This window comes from Bacillus cereus group sp. BfR-BA-01330 (assembly GCF_022663885.1).
GTDB classification, from domain to species: Bacteria; Bacillota; Bacilli; order Bacillales; family Bacillaceae_G; genus Bacillus_A; species Bacillus_A cereus.
Genome location: NZ_JAKUGK010000010.1, coordinates 191,045 through 213,403 on the forward strand (window position 1 = coordinate 191,045; position 22,359 = coordinate 213,403).

Consider the following 22,359-nt stretch of genomic DNA (forward strand, 5'->3'; position numbering starts at 1 on the left):
TTACATAAGAAAAAAAGCTGTTCCATAGAGGAACAGCCTTCATATTTAATCTAAAATCTTCACAAGTGGTTCATCTTGTTTTGCTTCACGTATAATAATAGCTTCTGGGCGTTCTACAGATTTAATCGTTACTTGTACTTTCATATAATTCGGGAAGTATTCCATAACAAGCCCTGCCACATATTGTGTAAAACCAACTATTTCAGCTTTTCCATTAAACTGGACAGGAATATCAAGCTTCATTTCTCTTAATTCATCATCTCTATACATACCAGTACCAATAACAGCTGTATAGTCGCCTTGGAAATAATCGCTTAGTTTTGCCTTAAAGTTGGATACTCTTGCAAGGTCTTCACGTTTATTATCTGTTTTCGCTTGCTCTGATGGGAACAAATAATATTTTTCATTAATTTGTTGCCAATCTTCAACCGTTTCACTACCTTTTTCGGCATTTGCATAAGAAACAAAGTTACCTGGCACGAGCGAAGACTTTGGAGCTTGGCGATAAATCGCAAATGTTATTGGAATATTTTTGGTTTCAGGTTCTTTTTGATGTATGACTTTCAAAATTTCTTGCGCCATTTTTTTCCCTTCAGCTAACATCTTTTCATCCGGGATTGCAGCTTCACGTGGATAACCATGCTCTTCGTTAAAATATTGAACAGAATTCATTGCTAATCCAACTACCATACCAACGCGTTCCTCGCCGTTATCGCCTTTTTTCACATAATAATCATGCTCTAAAATATTTGAAATATATATTGGATTTTTTTTATTTTTCACTTCTAGTGATTCGGATCCTGTTCCTAATGCAGGGTTTAATCCTATATTAGGAAATTTAACTGCATCTTTTTTTAATTTGTCCTCTAGTTCCTTTTGTTCAGCATCTGTACGTTTTCTTTTAACAAGCATCTGTATAGTTTGAGTATCTAGAGCTTTTCCGCCTTTTAAAAAATTATCTTTCGTACTAAATGATTCTTTTGCAATTCGCATTAACCCTGTTTCAAATTCATCTATATCAAGACGACTATTTAACCCTTGCACCACTAAACCACGTGCATTTCCACCATCAAATGGAATAGTCGTCTTATAATATTCATCCGAAATAGCGTATTTTGGAACAACTGATTGTTCTTTTGCTTTCCCCGATTTCTCAGCCACTTTTTCATCTTTGTCGGCACCTGCACTACACCCACTTACAAGTAGGCCAAGGCTTAATACCGCTAATGCTATTTTTTTCATGGTAAGTTTGCACCTCTTACTTATTTAGCTCTTGTAAGAACCTCTCTTCATTCCAAACCTCAACATTATGTTTCTCCGCTTGTGCTAATTTCGAACCAGCCGCTTCACCTGCAACAACTAAATCCGTACTCTTACTAACACTTCCCGTTACTTTTCCACCTAATGCCTCAATCTTCTTCTTCGCTTCACTTCGCCCCATAACTTCTAGCTTACCTGTTAAAACAACCGTTTTTCCTGCGAAGTAAGATTCAACATTTTGTAAATCTGCAATTTTTATACCTTTGTATGTCATATTCACGCCATACTCTTTAAACTGCTGTAATAACTCTAATACATCTTCATTATCAAAATATGTCACAACAGATTGAGCCATTTTTTCGCCAATTTCATTAATTGCTTTTAGTTCTTCTTCCGTTGCTTTTACAAGCTCATCCATTGTTTCAAAGTGCTCTGCAAATGTACGTGCTGCTTTCGCTCCAACGTGGCGAATTCCAAGACCAAATAATAATCGCTCTAACGAGTTTTCTTTAGAATTTTCAATTGCTTGTATTAAGTTTGTTGCTGATTTTTCACCAAAACGTTCTAACTGTAATAATTGCTCTTTCGTCAATGCATATAAATCAGCAAATGTACGAATGTAATCAGCATCAAAGAGTTGTGTAATGACACGTTCTCCAAGTCCATCAATATTCATTGCATTTCTTGAAACGAAATGGATTAACCCTTCTCGAATTTGAGCAGGACAAGTTGGATTTATACAACGAAGTGCTACTTCTTCTTCTAAACGAACAAGTTCACTCTCACATGCTGGACAATGAGTTGGCATGCGGTATTCTTCTTCCTCACCAGTACGCTTATCAAAAATAACGTTCACAACTTCAGGAATAATATCTCCAGCCTTCTTCACAACAACGTAGTCACCAATTCGAATGTCTTTTTCACGAATTAAATCCTCGTTATGTAAAGAAGCACGACGAACAATCGTACCAGCAACTCTCACTGGCTCTAGTTCTGCAGTCGGTGTTACAACTCCTGTTCGGCCAACACTTAATTCAATGCCTGTTAATCTCGTTACAACTTCTTCAGCCGGGAATTTATAAGCAATCGCCCATCTTGGACTCTTCGCTGTAGTTCCTAGACTTTCTTGAAGGGCAACATCATCTACTTTTATAACGATTCCATCAATCTCATAATCAAGATGCGGACGTTTTTCTTGCCATTCTTCTACATAAGCTATAACTTCTTCAATTGTTTCACATGTACGGCGATTTGGATTTGTCTTAAATCCAAGTTCACCTAAGAAATCAAGCGATTCACTATGTGATGGAATTGTTTTTTCTTCTACATTCGCAAGACCATACACAAACATAGATAAGTTACGCTTCGCTGCAATTTTCGGATCAAGTTGACGTATTGAACCTGCTGCTGCATTACGCGGATTCGCAAATACATCTTCTCCATTTTGCTCTTTTTCTTCATTTAGTTTAACGAATGAACGCTTCGGCATATAAGCTTCGCCTCGTGCTTCTAACGTTACTTCTTCATTTAAACGAAGTGGGATAGCTTTAATCGTTTTTAAATTTTGAGTAATATCTTCACCCGTTACACCATCACCACGTGTCGCCCCTTGAATGAAGCGTCCTTTTTCATAATGAAGCGAAACGGCAAGCCCGTCAATTTTTAATTCACATATATATCTTACATTCGCACTATCAATTCCTTGACGTACTCTTCTGTCGAAATCACGTAAATCTCCTTCGTTAAATGCATTTCCTAAACTTAACATTGGTGACTTATGTGTTACTTTTTCAAATATATCAAGAACAGTCCCCCCAACGCGAACGGAGGGAGAATCTTCACTCATAAACTCTGGGTTCTCTGCTTCTAATTTTATAAGCTCCTGCATATTACGGTCATATTCCGCATCAGAAACAGAAGGATTGTCTAATACGTGATATTGATAGTTAAATGTATTTAATAAATCACGCAGTTCTTCTATACGTTTTTTTGCTATCTCTTTTGACATATCCTCATTCCTTTCTATTGTTTCGTCACAGGTGCAAATTTTGCTAACAAACGTTTAACACCAATTGGGCTTGGGAATGCAATATCTAATTCTTTTGCATCACCTTCACCTTTTACACTTACAACTGTACCGACTCCCCATTTTTGGTGGGAAGCTTTATCTCCTACTGCCCAGCCAATTTGTTCGCCGCCTGTCGTCTTAGCTGCAGGGCGCGCGAAAGCTGAACGAGAGCGTGTTGTCGTTGTGATTGTCGTTTTGCCGCTACTTGCCGTTCTGCCTTTTGCACCAAACGATGTTTCACGCTTTGGCGCTGTTTCATTTAATGATTCCACTAGTTCTGTCGGGATTTCTGTAATGAATCGAGACGCAGCGTTCATACTTGTTCTACCAAATAAAGTACGCATTTGCGCGTTAGATAAATATAGCTCTTCTTCTGCACGGGTAATACCTACATAAGCAAGACGACGTTCTTCTTGCATTTCATCCTCTTCCATAAGAGAACGAGTATGAGGGAATATCCCTTCCTCTAAGCCAACAATAAACACAACCGGGAACTCTAATCCTTTCGCTGAGTGCATCGTCATTAAAATAACTTCTTCACCAGCAGTTGGGTCTTCATCTACACGATCAATATCAGCAACAAGTGCTAAATCTGTTAAGAATGCAACAAGGCTCTTATCTTCGCTTTGAGATTCAAATGTTTGCGTAACAGATAAGAACTCGTCTAAGTTTTCTAAACGACCTTCCGCTTCTAAAGAACGTTCATTTTTCAACATATCGCGATAGCCTGTTTTTTCAATAACTTCTTCTACTAATTCTGTAACAGATAAATACTCTTGCATATTTACCCAGTTATTTAATAAATTCGCAAATTCTTTTACTGCCTTTGTAATTTTTGCACTTACTCCAACATGCTCAATTTCATCAAATACAGCAGTTAATGAAATTCCGTTTTGCACACCGTAATTAATAATTTTATCGATAGAAGTCGCACCAATACCACGCTTTGGCATGTTAATAATACGTGCAAAACTAATTTCATCATCTGGATTACCGATTAAACGTAAGTACGCCAAAATATCTTTAATCTCTTTACGGTCGTAGAACTTCGTACCCCCGACAATTTTGTACGGAATGTTAGATTTAAGGAAAATCTCCTCGACCATACGAGACTGAGCATTCGTACGATATAACACTGCAAAATCAGTATATTTTCGTTTCCCCATTTGAATATCGTCACGAATTTTTTTCGCAACAAAATACGCTTCGTCCTTTTCAGTTGCAGCACGATAATACGAGATTTTACTTCCAACTTGATTGTCTGTCCATAATTTCTTCGGCTTACGATTCGTATTTTTTTCAATAACAGCATTCGCTGCATTTAAAATATTTTGTGACGAACGATAGTTTTGTTCTAACAAAATTACTTGTGCATTCTCATAGTCTTTTTCGAACGACAAAATGTTAGAAATATCTGCACCACGCCAGCGATAAATAGACTGGTCAGAGTCACCTACAACGCAAAGATTTTTAAAACGCGCTGCCAAATGTTTAACAAGAAGATATTGCGCTTTGTTCGTATCTTGATACTCATCAACGTGAATATATTGGAACTTACGCTGATAAAACTCTAATACTTCTGGAACACGTTCAAATAACTGAATCGTGGTCATAATTAAATCATCAAAGTCTAATGAATTATTTTTCAAAAGACGTTTTTGATACTCTGTGTATACATCGCTCGTTAATTTTTCATATGGATCAGCCATTGTAATTTTTTTTGCATATTTATCCGCAGATAACAGTTCATTTTTCGCATTACTAATACCCGCTAAAATAGAGCGCGGCTCAAATTTCTTCGGATCAATATTGCGCTCTTTCATAATTTTTTTGACTACAGTTAGCTGATCGCCTGAATCTAAGATTGTAAAGTTACGATTAATACCAATACGATCGATATCCCGTCGTAAAATACGTACACACATAGAGTGGAACGTCGAAATCCAAATATCTTCTGCTTCTGGTCCCACAAGTGTATCAATACGCTCACGCATTTCACGAGCTGCTTTATTTGTGAAGGTAATAGCTAGTACATTCCATGGTGCTACACCTTTTTCACCAAGTAAATACGCAATACGATGTGTTAACACACGTGTCTTACCACTACCTGCACCTGCCATTAATAGAAGTGGTCCATTCGTTGTTTGGACTGCTTTTTGTTGCTGTGGATTTAAACCGTTTAATAATCTATCTGTCATACTCATATACGCCTGCACCTACTCTCCTTTTACTGCTTTAACTGTTTTTAACGCCGATTTTATATCATCATAAATAATATTTCCAACAACTACTGTATCAGCATATTGTGCCATTTCTTTCGCCTGTTCTGCATTAGAAATACCACCGCCATAGTATAACTTAGCTTGTTTCAATTCTGCTTTTACATTTTTAACAAGTTCAACATCTCCATACGTACCGCTATATTCTAAATAAAATATCGGTAAATGTAATAACTTGTCTGCTAAACGAGCATATGCAATAACGTCATCTTCTGTTAAATCACATTTCGCTTCTGTAAGCTGGGCTACTTTCGCTTCTGGATTTAAAACACAATACCCTTCCATAAAAATTTCGTCCCAGTCCATAATATCCCCAAATTCTTTCAATGCCTCATGATGAACACCTGTTACCCATTCTACTTTTCGGCTATTTAAAACACTTGGGATGTAATAAAAATCAAATCCTGGTGTAATTGCTTCTACATCAGAAACCTCTAATACACAAGGAACTGCATATCTACGAATGCTAACTAGCATGTGTAATACGTTATCAATTGTAACTCCATCACTTCCACCTACAATAACCGCATCAGTTCCAGACTCACAAATCATTTCTAAATGTTCATCGCTTAACTCCTTATTTGGATCAAGCTTAAATACATGTTTCCATCCGGAAATATCGTACATGAAAACACCCTTCCTTTTCTCTAGTTATATATATTTCTGTTCAAAATAACAGTTTATTTTCATCATTATTGTTTTAACTTCATCTTAAATATTTGTTTAAAACGGAGAATTAAGTTTGGAATTACCTCTTCCATATTTTTTAAACTAGAGGATTTAATTTTGAAGTTCCTTTTATGCATTCTTTCATTATAACAAAAAAAGTTACTTACACACACGCACATTCCAACATCTTTTTCCACGTCAAATGTTGGATTACATATCCCAAAAATCAAACGGGATACTAATAAAAGAAATAGTATTATCTATTTCAACTTTCATAAAAAGGAGTGTTTTTCTAATGAAGCAAAATATCGGGACAATAAACGCTCTAATTCGAATTACACTTGGGCTTGTCCTCTTCGGATGTAGTGCAACTAAACTTGTACGCAAGCCGTGGTGCACTTGGTCTAACATTTTTCTATGGATTGGTGCAATGAAAGTTGCAGAAGGAATTGTTCGTTTCTGCCCTGTTGTTGAAATGTGGAAATTCGGAAAATACATGAATATGGGGGCATTTAAAATGCCTAGCATGAATTTTGCTGAAAAAGGACATGCTAAAGAAGAAGTGAATCAAACTTCCACTCATGACAAGCCAAAGTCAAAAGGAAGTTATGACGCTTCTGACAAAGAGATTGAGTCAGCGATTGAAAATATAATCCTGGCAAAACCGCTTTGAATCATTTGTCACGATGCAAGATGCTCTCAAAGGGACTTAGCTGCTGCAGTGGGCGGTTAAGTCTTCTTTATTTTACCATAAAACAGAACGTACATTCTCTTTTTCGACCTTAAAATGTATATAAAAGATATCAATCAATAAAATTCAGAAAATTAGGTGCATACCTCTTGCTTAAAATGATATAAAAGTGATATCATTTTTATATCAGGAGGCGATCATATGAAAGAAAAACAAGTATTTTATGTAAATGGTTTTCTCGGTATTATTGGAATTTTGATTTTAGCTGCTATCGGTGTATTTTTCCTTGCACAAGAAATTTTCATAGGAGCGGCACTAACTATTATATTAGCCGCAGTTCTCGCTACAGGTATCGGTATTGTTCAACCGAATCAAGCGAAGGTTATTACGTTCTTCGGTAATTATTTAGGAACAATTCGTCAAAACGGTTTATTTTTAACGATTCCGTTCGCATTCCGTCAAACTGTATCTTTACGTGTTGAAAACTTTAACAGTAAAAAATTAAAAGTAAATGACGTTGATGGAAATCCAATTGAAATTGCAGCTGTTATCGTATATAAAGTTGTTGATTCTGCAAAAGCAATGTTTGGTGTTGAACATTATGATCGATTTGTAGAAATTCAAAGCGAAACGGCAATCCGCCATGTTGCAACAAAATATCCTTATGACAATTTCCAAGATGAAACCTGCGTTACGTTACGCGGAAATACTGAAGAAATCTCTGAAGAATTAAAACGTGAGTTAGAGGCGCGTCTTGAAATTGCTGGTGTAGAAGTATTAGAAACTCGTTTAACGCACTTAGCTTACGCAACAGAAATTGCCCATGCAATGCTACAACGCCAGCAAGCAAAAGCAGTATTAGCTGCTAGAAAAGAAATTGTTGAAGGTGCTGTGAAGATGGCGAAAGATTCCATCCATATGTTAGATGAAGAAGGCGTACTAGAACTCGATGACGAGCGTAAAGCAAATATGGTAAACAACTTATTAGTTGCCATCGTTTCAGATAAAGGTGCACAACCAGTTATTAATACAGGAAGCCTATACTAAGGGCTATAAGTAATTATGGCTAAAAAGAAAAGCTTTCCATTACGTATTGATCCTGAATTACACGCAGTCATCGAAAAATGGGCAAATGATGAATTTCGTAGCGTCAATGCACACATCGAGTATTTACTTCGAGAAATGGCAAAGCAAAAAGGGAAATTAAAAAAAGATAAAGATGCATAAAAAATCCCGCTGATTCCTCAGCGGGATTTTTACATATTAACTTTTCGTCATCTCATGCCCAATTGCACGATATCCTATATCACTTCGATAAAATAGACCATCACTCTCAATTTTACCGATTTCTTTATATACTTTATCTTTTGCTTCTTGTAAACTATTTGCCTTACAAGCAACAAATAATACACGGCCACCGTTCGTTACAAAGTCCCCATGTTTCATTGCTGTACCTGCATGGAAAACAATCACATCTTGCAGTGCATCTAGTCCACTAATAATATCACCTTTTTTATATGCTTCTGGATATCCTTTAGAAGCAAGTACAACACCGATTACAGCTTCTTCTGACCATTGTAACGTTAGTTCACTTTCATCTAATACAGCGTTACATACGTCAACTAAATCATTTTCTAAGCGAGGTAATACAACTTCTGTTTCAGGATCACCGAAGCGTGCATTAAATTCAATTACCTTCGGACCATCATTTGTTAAAATAAGACCTGCGTATAAAATACCTGTAAACGAACGGTTTTCTGCAATCATCGCCTTAGCAGTTGGATGTAATACAGTTTGAATCGCTTCTTGAACTGCTGATTCTGGAATTTGTGGTACTGGAGAATATGCACCCATTCCGCCCGTATTTGGACCTTTATCACCATCAAAAGCTCTTTTATGATCTTGGGCGATTACCATTGGATGTACAGTTGTTCCATTCACGAATGCCATTAATGAAAATTCTTGTCCATCTAAAAACTCTTCAATAACGACCTTCTTACTTGCCGCGCCGAATTTCACATCTTGTAGCATTTCTTTCACAGCTTGTAATGCCTCTTCAAGCGTCATTGCTACCGTTACCCCTTTACCCGCAGCTAGGCCGTCAGCTTTAATAACGATTGGTGCACCAACTTTTTGAATGTACTGTACTGCTTCTTCATAATCTGTAAAAGTTTCGTACGCCGCAGTTGGAATATCATACTTTTTCATAAGCTCTTTTGTAAAAGCTTTACTACCTTCAATAACAGCAGCCGCTTTATTCGGACCAAATACGCGAAGTCCCTCTTCTTTAAAACAATCAACAATTCCATTCATAAGCGGAATTTCTGGTCCAACGAAAGTTAACTCAACATTATTCTCTTTTGCAAATAAAACTAATGCATCAAAATCATTTTCATCAATATCAACTGGTGTTGCAACATCTCTCATACCTTCATTACCTGGTGCTACATATACCTTTTCTACTTTTTCAGATTGTGCAAACTTCCAAGCTAAAGCATGCTCACGCCCACCGCGGCCAATTACTAAAACATTCATATTTCATCCCCCAATAATTAAATAAGTACAAACTAGAAGCTATGCTCCTAGTTTGCTTTTTCATATCAATAAAAGGTTATCTCGACCGGACTTTTTAAACATCCATATCAATAAAGGTTTAAAAAGGAGGATTAAGAGAACCGAGCAGGTCTAGGCGCATTTGCCAGGAGGACACGGAGTGTAGCTTTCCTACATGAGTACCGCACTGGCGATGCAACGACGACATGCGAAGGTTATCTTGACCAGACTTTTTAAACATCCTCTATTAGTGTTTGAAATGACGTACGCCAGTGAACACCATAGCAATCCCATAAGTATCTGCCACTTTAATAGAATCTTCATCACGGATTGATCCGCCTGGTTGAATGATTGCTGTAATTCCTGCTTTTGCTGCTTCTTCTAATGTATCTGGCATTGGGAAGAAAGCATCAGATGCAAGTGCGCTACCTTGTGCTTTTTCACCAGCTTGTGTAATTGCGATTTTTGCAGAACCAACACGGTTCATCTGTCCCGCACCGACGCCAATTGTCATGTCATCTTTCGCTAAAACAATTGCGTTTGATTTCACATGTTTTACAACTTTCCAAGCTAGTTTTAAATCTTTCCATTCTTGCTCTGAAGGTTCACGTTTCGTTGGAATTGAAATTGTACTTTCATCTAATGATAACGTATCTTCTTCTTGAACGAGAAGTCCACCTTGTACAGAAGTTAGTTTTTTGCTTGCACTTGTCGCTTTTTCAATATTTATAGTTAATAAACGTAAGTTCTTCTTACTTTGTAACACTTCTAAAGCTTCTTGCGAGAACGAAGGTGCGATAACAATTTCTAAGAAAATTTCATGTAACTTTTCTGCTGTAGCTTTATCAATTTCACGATTTGCTGCAATAATACCGCCGAAAATTGATACTGGATCTGCTTCATAAGCGCGAGTATATGCTTCGTGAATATCAGTTCCTACTCCAACACCACATGGATTCATATGTTTTACTGCTACTACTGCTGGTTCTGTAAATTCTTTTACGATGCTAAGTGCTGCGTCTGCATCATTAATATTGTTATACGATAATTCTTTACCGTGTAATTGTTCTGCGTATGCAACAGAAGAAGTTGCTGCGAATGGCGCTTTATAGAAAGTTGCCTTTTGATGTGGGTTCTCGCCATAACGTAAGTCTTGCTTTTTCTCAAATGTCACAGTTAATGTTTCTGGACTTTCTTCACCCATTTGCTCTGTTAAGTAGTTAGAAATTAACGCATCATACGCTGCTGTATGACGGAATACTTTCGCTGCTAGTTTACGTTTTGTTTCCTCTGCTACTTCACCGTTCTCTTTCAGTTCTGCTAACACAATATCATAATCTACTGGATCTACAATTACAGATACGAATTTATGATTTTTCGCAGCAGAGCGAATCATTGTCGGGCCACCGATATCAATATTTTCAATTGCATCAGCAAATGTTACATCAGGCTTAGCGATTGTTTCTTTAAATGGATATAAGTTAACAACAACAAAGTCAATTGGCTCCATACCTAATTCATTCATTTGTGTTACATGTGTTTCATTATCACGAACTGCTAATAGACCACCATGAATATTTGGATGTAACGTTTTCACACGGCCATCCATAATTTCAGGGAAACCAGTTACTTCAGAAATACCAATTACTTGTAAACCGTTTTCTTCTAATAACTTTTTCGTACCACCTGTTGAAATAACTTCAATCCCTTGTTCTAGTAACCCTTTAACAAATTCTACTACTCCTGTTTTATCTGAAACACTTACTAATGCACGCTTTTTCATTTATCCTTCACCCCTGGTTGTATGTTAGTTAACAGTTGATTCTTTCACAGACTGAACAATTTGATTCACTGTATTTACGTATAATTTATGTTCAACTTGTTGAATTTTCTTTTGTAAACTTTCTCTCGTATCCCCTTCAGAAACAACCACTGCTTCTTGCGCAATAATTGGCCCTGTATCCATACCTGCATCTACATAATGAATTGTTACTCCAGTTACTTTCACACCTGCTTCTAACGCTTGACCGACAGCATCTTTACCCGGAAAGCTCGGTAGTAATGATGGATGAATATTAATAATCTTCCCGCCGTATGCTTCTAGTAACGTCGGCCCGATTAACCGCATATATCCAGCTAAAATAACATAATCAATTTCATATTCTTCTAGCTTCTTTAATATCTCTTTTTCAAATGCTTCTTTTGACTCATATGCTTTCGCTGAAAAAGCAAAACACGGAATATGATGATAATTTGCCCGTCCAACAGCGCGTGCTTCTGGTTTATCACATACTAATAAACTAATTTCTGCATCCAATCTTTTTTCTTCTACCGCATTAACGAGAGATTGAAAGTTAGATCCGCTTCCAGAAGCAAAAACTGCTAATCTACTCATAGTGCTGTGCCCCCATTAAAAGTAACGCCAGCTCCTTGTATAGTACGTCCAATAATACGAGCCATTTCTCCTTGCTCTTCAAGAAGACGAACAACATCTTTTGCATCTTCTTCCTTCACTGCTACTACCATACCAATACCCATGTTAAAAATATTGAACATTTCTTTTTCTTCCAGTTTTCCAACTTCTTGAAGCAAACTAAAGATCGGCTGAATTTCCCAAGATCCTAGTTCAATCTCGGCACCGATTCCTTCTGGCAACATGCGTGGAATATTTTCAATAAATCCACCACCTGTAATATGCGCCATACCGTATACTTCATGTTTCTTCAATAGTTCTAAAATAGGTTTGACATAAATTTTCGTTGGTTTTAATAATTCTTCACCAAGAGGTAGTTCTAAGCGGCCATAAATACGCTCTAAAGATAGTTCCCCATCTTCTAGTAACACTTTTCGTACTAAAGAGTAACCATTGCTATGAATACCGCTAGATGCTAAGCCAATTAGCACGTGACCAGCTTCAATCTTTTCACCTGTTACAATTTTCTTTTTATCAACAATCCCAACTGTAAAACCAGCTAAATCATATTCTTCCGTAGAATACATTCCTGGCATTTCAGCTGTTTCTCCACCGATTAATGCACAACCAGCTTGGCGACAGCCCTCTGATATACCTTTGACGATGTTTTCAATTTTACTAGGTTCAGCTTTACCGCAAGCAATATAATCAAGGAAGAAAAGCGGCTCTGCTCCTTGGACAACAATATCATTTACACACATTGCTACTGCATCAATACCAATTGTGTCATGTTTATCTGCCATAAAAGCGAGCATCAATTTCGTTCCCACGCCATCTGTTCCAGATACTAATACAGGTTCTTCTAATGCAAATTTTGATAGATCAAACATACCTCCAAAACCGCCTAAACCGCCTAGTACTTCTTTTCTCATAGTTGTTTGTACGTGTTTTTTCATGCGAGATACCGCTTCATATCCAGCTTCAATATCTACTCCTGCTTGCTTATATGCATTCGCCATCGTTATTTACACCTCGTCTTTTAATTTCTCCCCATCCAGGGCGGGCTATTTTAAGAAAAGAGCTAGCTTCTACATCAAAAGAAGTAGAAGCTTGTTTCACTTTTCTTATTTCATACTTTCTAAAAGCTCTTGCTCATAATCATAAAGAGCTGTTGGATAGTCCCCATTAAAGTAAGCCATGCATAGGCCGCCATATTTTCCTTCATATGGACGTCCAATTGCATCTACTAATCCATCTTCACTTAAAAATGTTAAAGAATCTGCTCCGATCATTTCACGGATTTCTTCTACTGTATGATTTGCTGCAATTAATTCTTTTCTCGTTTGAATATCAATGCCATAGAAACATGGATATTTCAGAGGTGGTGAAGCAATTCTTACGTGAACTTCTGTCGCTCCAGCCTCCCGAAGCATACGAACAATTCGTTTACTTGTCGTTCCTCTTACGATAGAGTCATCAATCATAACAACTCGTTTCCCTTCAACTACACCTCTTACTGCGGAAAGCTTCATCTTAACCCCTTGCTCGCGCAGTTCTTGAGAAGGTTGGATAAACGTACGTCCAACGTAACGATTTTTAATTAATCCTAACTCATATGGAATACCTGTCGCCTCCGCATAGCCAATCGCAGCTGAAATACTAGAGTCTGGTACACCAGTAACAACATCTGCTTCAATAGGAGCTTCTGCCGCTAAACGTTTCCCCATATTCTTACGTGCTGCATGAACGTTAACGCCTGCAATATTAGAATCTGGTCGTGCAAAGTAAATGTATTCCATACTACAAATTGCATGTTCTACATCGTTTGTGAAACGATCTACGTGAATTCCTTCATCATTAATGATAAGTAATTCACCCGGTTCTACATCACGAATGTATGTTGCACCTACTACATCAAAAGCACATGTTTCAGATGCTACAACGTAAGCATCCCCCATCTTTCCAATTGAAAGCGGACGGAACCCATTCGGATCTAATGCAACGATCATTTCATTTCCAGTTAGTAAAAGATACGCAAACGCACCTTTCACTTTATTTAAAGCCTCTTTTACACTTTCAATTAAAGAATCTTTCGTACTACGTTTAATAAGATGTAAAAGTACTTCTGTATCTGAACTAGTTTGAAAAATACTGCCCTCTGCTTCTAATTCACGACGAAGCATTTTTGCGTTAATTAAATTTCCGTTATGAGCTAACGCCATACTATGATCGGAAAAACGGAACAACAATGGTTGAACGTTAGCAACTTCACTTCCACCAGCTGTTGCATATCGTACATGTCCGATTGCTGATTTTCCATTTAATCCTTCTAGCTCACCTCTTGAAAACACTTCTGATATTAAACCTAACCCCTTGTGACCGACGATTTTTTCCCCATTATTTACGACAATGCCTGCGCCTTCTTGCCCACGGTGCTGTAAACTGTGCAATCCGTAGTATGAAACTTGTGCTGCATTTTCATGCCCCCAAATTCCGAAAACGCCACATTCTTCGTTTAACCCCTTTATTTCAGCAAGCATGGGATTGCCCCTTTCCAAGCCTTTCTCATTTCATCTACATTTGCTGTAAGTAATACTTCATTTTCTTCATTATGAATTGTTACTTCATTTGTACTTGTTACTTCTCCAACTTGGATTGCTTCTACCACTTTCTCAAACGCCTCTTTATTTTCACGTTTTACAGTTATCACGAAGCGAGACTGTGATTCAGCGAATAATGCAGCTGTTGCTTCTCCATCTAATTTCACAGTAGCACCTAAGCCTTTAGCACCAATTGCACTTTCTGAAATCGCAACTGCTAAACCACCTTCAGCAACATCATGTGCAGATTGAACAAGACCAGCTTGAATTGCTTCTAATACTTGTTTTTGGCGTTTTAATTCTACATCTAAATCGATACTTGGTGATTGACCGAAAATTTTGCCGTGAATCATTTTCTGTAATTCACTTCCGCCAAACTCAGCTTTCGTCTCACCAATTACATACACTAAATCACCAGCTTGCTTAAACTCTTGTGTTGTTACATGTTTTAAGTCATGCACAAGTCCGACCATCCCAACAGTTGGTGTTGGATATACAGCTTCACCACTACGCTCGTTATACATCGATACGTTTCCGCCGATAACTGGTGTTTGTAATGTGCGACAAGCTTCACTCATACCGTCTACTGATTTCTCAATTTGCCAGAAGATTTCTGGTTTTTCTGGGTTACCGAAGTTTAAGCAATCTGTAATTGCAAGTGGCTCTCCGCCAGAACATACGATATTACGCGCTGCCTCTACTACTGCAATTTTACCGCCCATCTCTGGGTCTAGATAAATGTAGCGAGAGTTACAATCTGTCGTCATTGCTAATCCTTTTTCTGTACCGCGTACACGTACAACTGCAGCATCTGAACCTGGCGTAACAACTGTGCTTGTGCGAACTTGGTAATCGTATTGATCGTATACCCACTCTTTACTTGCAATTGTTGGTTGCTGTAATAAAGCGAATAACGTTTCTTTATAATTTTCTACTTTTGGCGTTTCCATTTTCATTGCTTGGAATTCAGCAAAGTATGCTGCTTCTTTTGATGGCTTATGATAAATTGGTGCTTCTTCTGCTAAAGCATCTGCTGGAACTTCAGCTACCTTTTCACCTTTATGGAATAAACGAAGCATTTTATCTTCTGTTACTTTCCCCATCGTAACCGCTGCAAGACCATACTTCTCAAATAAATCTACTATTTCTTGTTCTCTACCTTTTTTCACGACAATTAACATACGCTCTTGTGATTCAGATAGCATCATTTCATATGGTGTCATTCCTGTTTCACGCTGTGGTACATCATCTAAGTACATTTCAATACCCATTCCTGCTTTACTTGCCATTTCTGCAGATGATGATGTTAAACCAGCCGCACCCATATCTTGAATTCCAACAAGTGCATCAGATTGAATTAATTCTAAACACGCTTCAATAAGAAGTTTTTCCATAAATGGATCCCCTACTTGAACCGCTGGACGTTTCGCTTCTGAGCTTTCAGATAGTTCTTCCGACGCGAATGTTGCACCGTGAATACCGTCACGACCAGTTGATGCTCCTACGTACATTACTGTGTTACCAGCACCATGTGCTTGTCCTTTTTTAATGTCTTCGTGGTTAATCAAACCTACGCACATTGCATTTACAAGTGGATTTCCTTCGTAACATGGATCAAATTGTACTTCGCCGCCAACAGTCGGAATACCGATGCAGTTACCGTATCCTGCAATTCCTGCTACTACTTCTTCGAATAAATATTTCACACGTGGTGACTGTAATTCACCGAAACGAAGTGAGTTTAATAGAGCTACCGGACGTGCTCCCATAGAGAATACGTCACGAATAATACCACCAACACCTGTTGCAGCTCCTTGATATGGTTCAATAGCTGAAGGATGGTTATGACTTTCCATTTTAAATACAACTGCTTGATTATCACCGATATCTACAATTCCAGCACCTTCCCCAGGCCCTTGTAGAACACGCTCACCTGTTGTTGGGAATTTTCGAAGCACTGGTTTTGAATTTTTATAACTACAATGTTCAGACCACATTACAGAGAATAACCCTGTTTCTGTATAATTTGGCAGACGACCTAAAATCTTTTCAACCATGGCAAACTCTTCGTCTGTTAGCCCCATTTCCGCATATATACGCTCTTCTTTAATTTGTGTTGGATTTGGTTCAAGCATTAACGACATATGTTTCCCTCCACTGTTTTAAGATAGATTGAAAGACTTTTAACCCTTCAGCACCGCCAAGTAATTCATCTACAGCACGCTCTGGGTGTGGCATCATACCAAGTACATTTCCTTTTTCATTTACAATACCAGCAATATCTGAAACGCTACCGTTAGGGTTTTCTACGTAACGGAATGCGATTTGATTGTTCTCTTCTAATTGTTTAAGAGTCGCTTCATCACAATAGTAATTCCCCTCACCATGCGCGATTGGAATATTAATTATTTCATCTTTTCCATATTGTGATGTAAACATCGTTTCATTATTTTCAACACGTAACTGAACAGTGCGACACATAAATTTTAAGTTTTCGTTTCTCATTAACGCTCCTGGTAGTAATCCTGATTCAACAAGAATCTGGAATCCATTACATACACCTAAAATCGGCTTTCCTTGCTCAGCAGCTTTTTGCACTGCTTTCATTGCATTAGCAAAGCGAGAGATAGCACCGCAGCGTAAGTAGTCACCATAAGAAAATCCACCTGGTAGTAGAATTGCATCATATTCATCTAAATTCTCTGTATCGTGCCAAACGTAATCTACTTCTTCGCCAAGCTCATCTTTAATTGCATGGAACATATCGACATCACAGTTCGAACCCGGAAATACTATTACGGCAAATTTCACTGTGCGACAACCTCCTCAACTTCATAACGGAAGTCTTCCATTACAACGTTCGCTAATAGTTTTTCACACATTTCTTTTACCTTGCTATCTAAATCAGATACAGATTTATCAATTGTTAGTTCCATGTACTTTCCGATTCGAACGTCTTGTACTTCTGTGAATGAAAGACTATGAAGTGCTCCTTTTACTGCTGTTCCTTGTGGATCTAATACGCTTTCTCTTAATGTTACATATACCTTAACTTTATACATGTGAAATTCCCCCTAAACGTTTTAAAATCTCTTCATAAGCATCTGTTAAATTTCCAAGATCACGACGGAATACGTCTTTATCAAACTTTTCATTGCTCGTTTCATCCCATAAACGGCAAGTATCTGGTGAAATTTCATCCGCTAAAATGATTTCTCCTTCTTCCGTTACACCAAACTCTAATTTGAAATCTACTAATCTTACACGACAGCTTGCGAAATGATCAATCAACACTTGATTGATTTGTAGAGCCATATCTCGTAATACACTTACTTGCTCTGGCGATGCAACGTTTAATACACGAATATGATCTTCCGTTACAAGCGGATCTCCTAAATCATCATCTTTGAAGTAAAATTCTACGATTGGTTCTGCAAGTACAGTTCCCTCTTCCATTCCTAATCGTTTTGAAAGACTTCCTGCAATTACATTTCTTGTGACAACTTCTAAAGGAATAATACTCACTTTTTTAACAAGTTGTTCTGTCTCAGATAACTTCTCAACAAAATGTGTTTTAATTCCCACTTCTTGTAACTTTCTGAACAATAAAGTTGTAATTTCATTGTTCAAACGACCTTTTCCTGTAATCGTCTCTTTTTTCTCCCCATTGAAAGCAGTCGCACTATCTTTGTACTCTACCCAAACCATATCTGCTGATTCTGTACGATAAATTCTTTTTGCCTTACCTTCATACAGCAATTCTAGCTTTTGCATTTCGCAAGCCCCCTGTAGTTTGAAAAATGTGAATAATATTTTTATAAAGAATGGCACAGAATGACTCTATTCTGTGCCATATGAAATTTTACGCTTCGTTTAATCCAAGGCGTTCAAAGATTGTATCAACGTGTTGCATATGATGCTCATAGTTGAAGCATTCATTAATTTCTTCTTGTGTTAACTTGCTTGTAATACGCTCATCAGCTTCTACAAGCTCTTTAAATTGTACTTGTGTTTCCCAAGCTTCCATCGCTTTAGGCTGTACGATATCATAAGCTTCTTCACGTACCATACCTTTGTCGATTAGTGTAAGCATTACGCGCTGAGAATAAATTAAGCCGTATGTTCTTGTCATATTACGTTTCATATTCTCTGGGTATACAGTTAAGTTTTTAACAATATTACCAAAGCGATTTAACATGTAATTTAATGCGATTGTAGCATCTGGTAAAATTACGCGTTCTGCCGAAGAGTGAGAAATGTCACGCTCATGCCATAATGGAACATTTTCGTAAGCTGTCATCATATAACCGCGGATAACACGAGCTAAACCAGTCATATTTTCAGAACCAATTGGATTACGTTTATGTGGCATTGCAGAAGAACCCTTTTGACCTTTTGCGAAAGCTTCTTCAACTTCACGTGTTTCACTCTTTTGTAAACCACGAATCTCAACTGCCATCTTTTCGATAGATGTTGCAATTAGTGCAAGTGTTGACATGTAGTGTGCGTGACGATCACGTTGCAATGTTTGTGTTGAAATTGGTGCTGCTTCTAATCCTAAATTTTCACAAACATATTTTTCTACGAATGGATCGATATTTGCATATGTACCAACCGCACCAGATAGTTTACCAACACGAACTGTATCAGCAGCTTGTTTGAAACGCTCTACGTTACGTTTCATCTCTTCATACCAAAGACCAAGTTTTAAACCAAATGTCGTTGGTTCTGCATGAACACCGTGTGTTCTTCCCATCATGATTGTGTATTTATGCTCTTTCGCTTTGTTAGCTAAAATGCTTACAAAGTTCTCTAAGTCTTTTAATATAATTTCATTCGCTTGTTTTAAGATGTAAGATAATGCTGTATCTACTACATCTGTAGATGTTAAACCGTAATGAACCCATTTACGTTCTTCGCCTAATGCTGGCGTTTCTGATACAGCACGAGTGAATGCAACTACGTCATGACGTGTTTCTTTTTCAATTTCATAAATACGATCAATATCAAATGATGCATGTTCACGAATTTTTTTAACATCTTCTTTTGGAATATCGCCAAGCTCAGCCCATGCTTCACAAGCTAAAATCTCAACTTCTAACCACGCTTTAAATTTGTTCTCTTCCGTCCAAATCGCACCCATTTCAGGGCGTGTATAACGACTAATCATCTTTTTCCCTCCAACAGTTGTTCTTGATGGTCCCAAATATGCAAACTCTTCGCTTTTTCTAGAGCGACTTCAATATTATCATTTAAAATATTAACATGCCCCATTTTTCGCTGTGCTTTTGCTTCTTCTTTTCCATACAAGTGTAAATAGCACCCGGTTAATCTATTCACTTGTCTTAGGACCCCTTCTATATGTTCGCCTAAAATGTTTACCATGACAACTGGTTTTAACAAATTTGTTTCTCCTAGAGGTAAATTACAGATTGCTCGAATATGTTGACCAAATTGACTCGTTTCACATGCATCCTGTGTATAGTGTCCTGAATTGTGAGGTCTTGGCGCTAATTCATTAATATAAATCTCACCATTATCTGTAGCAAACATCTCTACAGCTAGTGTTCCCACAAGTTCTAATTCATCCGCAAGTACCTTTGCATACGCAATTGCTTTTTGAGAAAGCTCTTCTGTAATGCGAGCTGGAACGATAGATTCATGTAAAATGTTATTTACATGAATATTTTCTGCTACTGGAAACACTTTTGTTTCACCACTTACACTACGAATCACAATAACTGATACTTCTTTTTCAAAAGGCACCCATTTCTCTAAAATACATTCTGCTTTATCCACAAGATTTCTTGCCGCCTCAACATCAGCTTCACTTCTTAAAACAACTTGCCCTTTCCCATCATATCCACCTGTCGTCGTTTTTAAGACAGAAGGGAATGATAACCCAGCAATTGCTTCTGTAAGCTGATCTTGATTTTGAACTAATCTATACGTTGCTACTGGTAACCCAGCCTTCTCAATCGCATTCTTTTCTGTAAAACGATTTTGCGTTGTATTTAACAACTGACTACCTTGTGGTAAGTACGCATGTTTTTCAAGCCATTGTAAACATCTATAATCAATATTCTCAAATTCATATGTGACAACATCACTTATCTCTGCTAAATGCTGAATTGCTTTTAAATCATCATATGGTGCAACAATTTCAATATCAGCAACTTGTGCACATGGCGAATGCTTTGTAGGATCTAAAACAGCAATTTTATATCCCATCTCCTTAGCTGCCAATGCCATCATTCTTCCTAGCTGGCCGCCTCCAATAATACCGATTGTTTTTCCAGGTAAAATGATTCTCGTCATACTAGCTCACTACCTTCACGCACATCTTTTTCAATCGCTTCTCGTCTCAATTCTAATCCATCATGTATATCATCATGGAATGATCCAAGTATTTGTGCGGCAAGTAATCCAGCATTCGTTGAACCGGCTTTACCAATTGCAACAGTTGCAACTGGAACACCTCCTGGCATTTGGGCGATGGATAATAATGAATCTAAGCCGTTTAATGCTTTTGATTGAACTGGAACTCCAATTACAGGAAGATTTGTCTTCGCTGCAACCATTCCTGGTAAATGTGCTGCTCCACCAGCTCCAGCAATAATAACTTTCAATCCACGTTCACGAGCCGTCTCTGCATATTCAAACATATAATCCGGAGTCCGATGAGCGGATACAACTTTTTTCTCATACGGTATATTTAATTCATCTAAAATGTCACAAGCATATTTCATTGTTTCCCAGTCTGACGTACTTCCCATTATGACTCCAACTAGTGATTTCATATTAGAATCCCCCCGATTCAAATAAAAAAAGCCTGAAATAGAACAGTTTCTCTTTTACTATGAGAGAAAGCGCTCTACTCAGGCATACGTATCCCTTGTGAATAGAAAAATACCGAGTGACTTTCCCTCATAGTCTAACGAATAACGGTCGTTAGGTAGAGACTTGCAGGCCATATCCCCGCGATTATATGAGGTCTTATATTATTGTTTCTATGGCTATATTAACAATATTTCATAAACAATGTCAATAAATAATCGAATGTTTTTTTATTAGCAGTCAATAACGTTCGTGTTTTAGTTATATTCAAAAGAAGAATTGCAACTATATACAAGAAGAAAAGGGAATTAGAATATATATTTCTAGAGATCTATTTTATGTATTTATCGTTTAAATAGCACTTCAGTATGTTTTTAATCAAAATATATACACTCTTGTATTATTATAACGATTTAATTTCTAAGGAGGATAACTGTTAAAGAAAGAACTTTGCTATTATCCTATTTATTTTTCTCTATTGCAGTAATTTCTGTAATTATTAAATATTTATTTATAGCATCTCATTATTTAAAATATATACTTATGATAGAAATAATGTGTCCTATTTTAAGTATTACTTTAGCGACATTAGGAAAATCAGGAACACAAAAAATCATTACTATTATTTTAAAGAGTCTCTACTTCATTCTTTTTTCGTCTGTAGCTTTATTAAATTTACGGATTATAGCATTCGGTAAATAAAAATAAACACAAAAAAACCTAAGTCAAAATAACTTAGGTTCTTGCTTGGCGACGTCCTACTCTCACAGGGACAAGGTCCCAACTACCATCGGCGCTAGAGAGCTTAACTTCCGTGTTCGGTATGGGAACGGGTGTGACCTCTCTGCCATCATCACCAAACTATGAAGGCATATTCCTTCAAAACTAGATAACATTGCTACATATTATATGGTTAAGTCCTCGATCTATTAGTATTCGTCAGCTCCACATGTCACCATGCTTCCACCTCGAACCTATCAACCTGATCA

At 37.4% G+C, this 22,359-nt stretch carries 20 protein-coding genes, 1 rRNA gene and 1 riboswitch; of the genes, 4 read left to right on the top strand and 17 right to left on the bottom strand.

Annotated elements, in window-relative coordinates:
• Positions 1-45 precede the first annotated feature (45 nt).
• From MR112_RS25520 to pcrB, 4 genes are read right to left on the bottom strand one after another with little or no spacing between them, the layout of a single operon-like run.
• Entirely contained in the window at positions 46-1,242 is a 1,197-nt protein-coding gene (locus MR112_RS25520) for a CamS family sex pheromone protein (protein WP_000717030.1), read from the bottom strand.
• 16 nt (positions 1,243-1,258) lie between these two features.
• The gene (gene ligA / locus MR112_RS25525) at positions 1,259-3,268 is read right to left on the bottom strand and encodes an NAD-dependent DNA ligase LigA (RefSeq protein WP_000031455.1); all 2,010 of its coding nucleotides are present in this window, start codon (positions 3,266-3,268) and stop codon (positions 1,259-1,261) included.
• Between the two features lie 14 nt (positions 3,269-3,282).
• Positions 3,283-5,532 carry a DNA helicase PcrA gene (gene pcrA / locus MR112_RS25530; RefSeq protein ID WP_002164784.1) on the bottom strand — a complete coding sequence of 750 codons (2,250 nt, stop codon included), beginning with the start codon at positions 5,530-5,532 and terminating at the stop codon, positions 3,283-3,285.
• Between the two features lie 12 nt (positions 5,533-5,544).
• Positions 5,545-6,234, bottom strand: a complete 690-nt coding sequence (pcrB, locus tag MR112_RS25535; RefSeq protein WP_000272099.1) for a heptaprenylglyceryl phosphate synthase — start codon at positions 6,232-6,234, stop codon at positions 5,545-5,547.
• 337 nt (positions 6,235-6,571) lie between these two features.
• Between pcrB and MR112_RS25540 the strand changes: the two genes are divergently transcribed.
• The 3 genes from MR112_RS25540 to MR112_RS25550 all read left to right on the top strand — a co-directional run bounded on the left by MR112_RS25540 (position 6,572) and on the right by MR112_RS25550 (position 8,194).
• On the top strand, positions 6,572-6,949 hold the full coding sequence (locus MR112_RS25540) for a YgaP family membrane protein (protein ID WP_000812346.1): 378 nt from the start codon (positions 6,572-6,574) through the stop codon (positions 6,947-6,949).
• Positions 6,950-7,168: 219 nt separating this feature from the next.
• Entirely contained in the window at positions 7,169-8,014 is an 846-nt protein-coding gene (locus MR112_RS25545) for an SPFH domain-containing protein (RefSeq protein ID WP_000660669.1), read from the top strand.
• 15 nt (positions 8,015-8,029) lie between these two features.
• A complete protein-coding gene (locus tag MR112_RS25550; protein WP_001085171.1) occupies positions 8,030-8,194 on the top strand; it encodes a type II toxin-antitoxin system antitoxin in 165 nt (54 codons plus the stop codon).
• 36 nt (positions 8,195-8,230) lie between these two features.
• On the opposite strand, the gene purD is transcribed toward MR112_RS25550, so the two are convergent.
• The 12 genes from purD to purE all read right to left on the bottom strand — a co-directional run bounded on the left by purD (position 8,231) and on the right by purE (position 21,333).
• Positions 8,231-9,502 (bottom strand): phosphoribosylamine--glycine ligase, encoded by a 1,272-nt coding sequence (purD, locus tag MR112_RS25555; RefSeq protein ID WP_048657235.1) that lies wholly within the window; start codon positions 9,500-9,502, stop codon positions 8,231-8,233.
• A 265-nt stretch (positions 9,503-9,767) separates the two neighbouring features.
• Entirely contained in the window at positions 9,768-11,303 is a 1,536-nt protein-coding gene (gene purH, locus MR112_RS25560) for a bifunctional phosphoribosylaminoimidazolecarboxamide formyltransferase/IMP cyclohydrolase (RefSeq protein WP_000745439.1), read from the bottom strand.
• Between the two features lie 24 nt (positions 11,304-11,327).
• On the bottom strand, positions 11,328-11,915 hold the full coding sequence (purN, locus tag MR112_RS25565) for a phosphoribosylglycinamide formyltransferase (RefSeq protein ID WP_000088589.1): 588 nt from the start codon (positions 11,913-11,915) through the stop codon (positions 11,328-11,330).
• The gene (gene purM, locus MR112_RS25570) at positions 11,912-12,952 is read right to left on the bottom strand and encodes a phosphoribosylformylglycinamidine cyclo-ligase (protein WP_001262439.1); all 1,041 of its coding nucleotides are present in this window, start codon (positions 12,950-12,952) and stop codon (positions 11,912-11,914) included. The genes purN and purM overlap by 4 nt, the downstream gene beginning before the upstream one ends.
• A gap of 105 nt (positions 12,953-13,057) precedes the next feature.
• Entirely contained in the window at positions 13,058-14,473 is a 1,416-nt protein-coding gene (purF, locus tag MR112_RS25575; protein ID WP_000879025.1) for an amidophosphoribosyltransferase, read from the bottom strand.
• Positions 14,458-16,677 (bottom strand): phosphoribosylformylglycinamidine synthase II, encoded by a 2,220-nt coding sequence (gene purL, locus MR112_RS25580; protein ID WP_226368464.1) that lies wholly within the window; start codon positions 16,675-16,677, stop codon positions 14,458-14,460. The genes purF and purL overlap by 16 nt, the downstream gene beginning before the upstream one ends.
• Positions 16,661-17,344: a phosphoribosylformylglycinamidine synthase subunit PurQ gene (gene purQ, locus MR112_RS25585; protein ID WP_000666786.1), complete on the bottom strand. Its 684-nt coding sequence runs from the start codon at positions 17,342-17,344 to the stop codon at positions 16,661-16,663. The genes purL and purQ overlap by 17 nt, the downstream gene beginning before the upstream one ends.
• Positions 17,341-17,595: a phosphoribosylformylglycinamidine synthase subunit PurS gene (gene purS, locus MR112_RS25590; protein ID WP_000278823.1), complete on the bottom strand. Its 255-nt coding sequence runs from the start codon at positions 17,593-17,595 to the stop codon at positions 17,341-17,343. Before purS ends, purQ begins: the two co-directional genes overlap by 4 nt.
• Entirely contained in the window at positions 17,588-18,307 is a 720-nt protein-coding gene (purC, locus tag MR112_RS25595; protein ID WP_001170544.1) for a phosphoribosylaminoimidazolesuccinocarboxamide synthase, read from the bottom strand. Before purC ends, purS begins: the two co-directional genes overlap by 8 nt.
• Positions 18,308-18,395: 88 nt before the next feature.
• Complete coding sequence (gene purB, locus MR112_RS25600; protein WP_000625682.1) at positions 18,396-19,703, bottom strand: adenylosuccinate lyase; 1,308 nt, start codon at positions 19,701-19,703, stop codon at positions 18,396-18,398.
• On the bottom strand, positions 19,700-20,851 hold the full coding sequence (purK, locus tag MR112_RS25605) for a 5-(carboxyamino)imidazole ribonucleotide synthase (protein WP_000196774.1): 1,152 nt from the start codon (positions 20,849-20,851) through the stop codon (positions 19,700-19,702). Before purK ends, purB begins: the two co-directional genes overlap by 4 nt.
• Positions 20,848-21,333, bottom strand: coding sequence for a 5-(carboxyamino)imidazole ribonucleotide mutase (gene purE / locus MR112_RS25610; RefSeq protein ID WP_048538232.1), 486 nt, complete (start codon positions 21,331-21,333; stop codon positions 20,848-20,850). The genes purK and purE overlap by 4 nt, the downstream gene beginning before the upstream one ends.
• Before the next feature lie 110 nt (positions 21,334-21,443).
• Positions 21,444-21,545, bottom strand: a riboswitch (purine riboswitch).
• 275 nt (positions 21,546-21,820) lie between these two features.
• Here purE and MR112_RS25615 point away from each other — a divergent pair.
• On the top strand, positions 21,821-22,072 hold the full coding sequence (locus MR112_RS25615; RefSeq protein WP_000927500.1) for a hypothetical protein: 252 nt from the start codon (positions 21,821-21,823) through the stop codon (positions 22,070-22,072).
• A gap of 43 nt (positions 22,073-22,115) precedes the next feature.
• Here MR112_RS25615 and rrf read toward each other — a convergent pair.
• Positions 22,116-22,231 (bottom strand): 5S ribosomal RNA (rrf, locus tag MR112_RS25620).
• Between the last annotated feature and the right edge of the window lie 128 nt (positions 22,232-22,359).

Bases quoted from the DNA above. Each gene is read 5' to 3' on its own strand.
- MR112_RS25520 (WP_000717030.1), bottom strand. From the start codon at position 1,242: ATGAAAAAAATAGCATTAGCGGTATTAAGCCTTGGCCTACTTGTAAGT.
- ligA (WP_000031455.1), bottom strand. From the start codon at position 3,268: ATGTCAAAAGAGATAGCAAAAAAACGTATAGAAGAACTGCGTGATTTA.
- pcrA (WP_002164784.1), bottom strand. From the start codon at position 5,532: ATGAGTATGACAGATAGATTATTAAACGGTTTAAATCCACAGCAACAA.
- pcrB (WP_000272099.1), bottom strand. From the start codon at position 6,234: ATGTACGATATTTCCGGATGGAAACATGTATTTAAGCTTGATCCAAAT.
- MR112_RS25540 (WP_000812346.1), top strand. From the start codon at position 6,572: ATGAAGCAAAATATCGGGACAATAAACGCTCTAATTCGAATTACACTT.
- MR112_RS25545 (WP_000660669.1), top strand. From the start codon at position 7,169: ATGAAAGAAAAACAAGTATTTTATGTAAATGGTTTTCTCGGTATTATT.
- MR112_RS25550 (WP_001085171.1), top strand. From the start codon at position 8,030: ATGGCTAAAAAGAAAAGCTTTCCATTACGTATTGATCCTGAATTACAC.
- purD (WP_048657235.1), bottom strand. From the start codon at position 9,502: ATGAATGTTTTAGTAATTGGCCGCGGTGGGCGTGAGCATGCTTTAGCT.
- purH (WP_000745439.1), bottom strand. From the start codon at position 11,303: ATGAAAAAGCGTGCATTAGTAAGTGTTTCAGATAAAACAGGAGTAGTA.
- purN (WP_000088589.1), bottom strand. From the start codon at position 11,915: ATGAGTAGATTAGCAGTTTTTGCTTCTGGAAGCGGATCTAACTTTCAA.
- purM (WP_001262439.1), bottom strand. From the start codon at position 12,952: ATGGCGAATGCATATAAGCAAGCAGGAGTAGATATTGAAGCTGGATAT.
- purF (WP_000879025.1), bottom strand. From the start codon at position 14,473: ATGCTTGCTGAAATAAAGGGGTTAAACGAAGAATGTGGCGTTTTCGGA.
- purL (WP_226368464.1), bottom strand. From the start codon at position 16,677: ATGTCGTTAATGCTTGAACCAAATCCAACACAAATTAAAGAAGAGCGT.
- purS (WP_000278823.1), bottom strand. From the start codon at position 17,595: ATGTATAAAGTTAAGGTATATGTAACATTAAGAGAAAGCGTATTAGAT.
- purC (WP_001170544.1), bottom strand. From the start codon at position 18,307: ATGCAAAAGCTAGAATTGCTGTATGAAGGTAAGGCAAAAAGAATTTAT.
- purB (WP_000625682.1), bottom strand. From the start codon at position 19,703: ATGATTAGTCGTTATACACGCCCTGAAATGGGTGCGATTTGGACGGAA.
- purK (WP_000196774.1), bottom strand. From the start codon at position 20,851: ATGACGAGAATCATTTTACCTGGAAAAACAATCGGTATTATTGGAGGC.
- purE (WP_048538232.1), bottom strand. From the start codon at position 21,333: ATGAAATCACTAGTTGGAGTCATAATGGGAAGTACGTCAGACTGGGAA.